This is a genomic window from Prevotella heparinolytica, from assembly GCF_004342845.1.
GTDB lineage: Bacteria > Bacteroidota > Bacteroidia > Bacteroidales > Bacteroidaceae > Bacteroides > Bacteroides heparinolyticus.
On sequence record NZ_SLXB01000061.1, the window covers coordinates 1 to 1,683 of the forward strand.

The window sequence follows — 1,683 nt, forward strand, 5'->3', positions numbered from 1 at the left end:
CCTCAGCAGCCGCAAGTCTCGTTCCGCATCCATAAAGTCACGACTTGTATATCCCATTGTATTTACGTATAAAGTGAAACGTGATACTCTCGGCTCCTTTCGACCGGCTTCGCCGGTATCGGGTTCCTGCGGTCGCTTCGCTCCTTTCTATTCTTGAAATGGCCACACGCTGAACCCGCGACCACGGTAGTAATAGTGACCGTAAGAAGACATCGGGCAGACGTAGGACGGGAAAAGGATCATGGCGTGCCCATCCTCTTTTCTGAGCGGCACAGCCGACCAGTAAACGCCATATTGACCTTGTCGCCAAACACCGCTGGAATCGTATAGCCGATAGCCGGAAGCAGGAAAAAAAACAGTATCACCGGTCATATTCTTGCCACAATAAAGGTTCCAACCTTCGTTCCATGCGCCTTTTTTGTTGACTTCGCCGGCATTAGTTCCTGTTGTAGTAAATCCCGTGAATCCGTTACTCGGAGGAAGTTTATACCCCACGGGGCAAGGGTCGTAGATGGTTTTCACTACAATGTTGTCATTGTGAGTAGTAACGTCATTGTCTGCACTCCAAAGGTTAAGATAACGTGCGTCCATATATGAGTTAGTACAATATACCCCCGGCTTTTGGATGCCTGAAACGATGCAGGCATTGTCGGCAGAGAAATTTTCCGTGGCAGGATTCTGATATACGTTCCGATTCCCATCGGCATCATACCACGTTTTGTTTGTATTTAACTTAATTCCCCCCACGAACGGGTCTTTACGTCCCCATTGATAAAAGGTGTTATTCCCTATCTCGATGATGGTGTGGGCTTTTTGTTTCAAGGTAAATGTTTTCATTTCGGCAGAGGTATATCCCGCCGTGGGCCGCTGTTTGAAGCGTACCTGCACCGTGCGTTCGGCGTAGATTTCCTCTTTCGCGTCGCACCAGCCCAGAGCGTAGGGCATAATCGTATACTGCTTGTCCTGATAGTTGGTGATGGTCTTGTCCCCGGTTCCCGGCTTGTAGTCCGTCACCCAGATGTGCCAGCTCCAAAGCACGGTGTTCGATGCGTCGCGCACCGCCACCACGGCGTTGCCCTGGTGGATGGTGGCCTGATTCACCGTAAATTCAAGGAAATGCCTGTCGGAAGAGAGGGCCACGTTCGTAACAAGGTTCGGCTCATCTTGCCAGACCAGGGTACAGCTTGCCGGCACGCAGCCGGCGTTGTTGTAGATGTACGGGTTGGTAATGCCGTTGCCCAGATGGTTGATAAAGGTACTCAGTATATTATTGGAAGCAGGCGCCGAGGAAATATACGCCGACGTATTGTTTCCCGTGCCGGGCGCCTTGACGTAATCCACGGCATTGCCGTAGACCAGCGGCAGGCGGTACGTTCCCGGCGCGTTCACGATGTAGCAGTTGGCGGTGCGCATCGGGGCAGTTCCTCCTTTAGTGGAAAGGTCGTAGCCGGCCACCTGTGCGGCGTTCCGCAACGCCTCGGTGTGCGGGTTGGGCGGAGCACTGTTCACTTGCGGGGCCACGCCTGCCGTATGGTTCGTCGGCCCGGTGCCTCCCTCCCCGTTTTCGGTAAAGGCCGTCAGCCACGCCGGTTTGTTTTTGTTCCAGACTATCCCGTCCTCGGAGAACTCCACCTCCCAGGGGATGGGCACGACCTTGTCCACCCCTCCGCCCGATACCGTGGC

1 pseudogene is annotated in these 1,683 nt (G+C 53.8%); it reads right to left on the reverse strand.

The features are described from left to right. Nucleotides 1–147 precede the first annotated feature (147 nt). A pseudogene (locus EV202_RS15145) lies at nt 148–1,683 on the reverse strand (fimbrillin family protein); the annotation flags it as partial.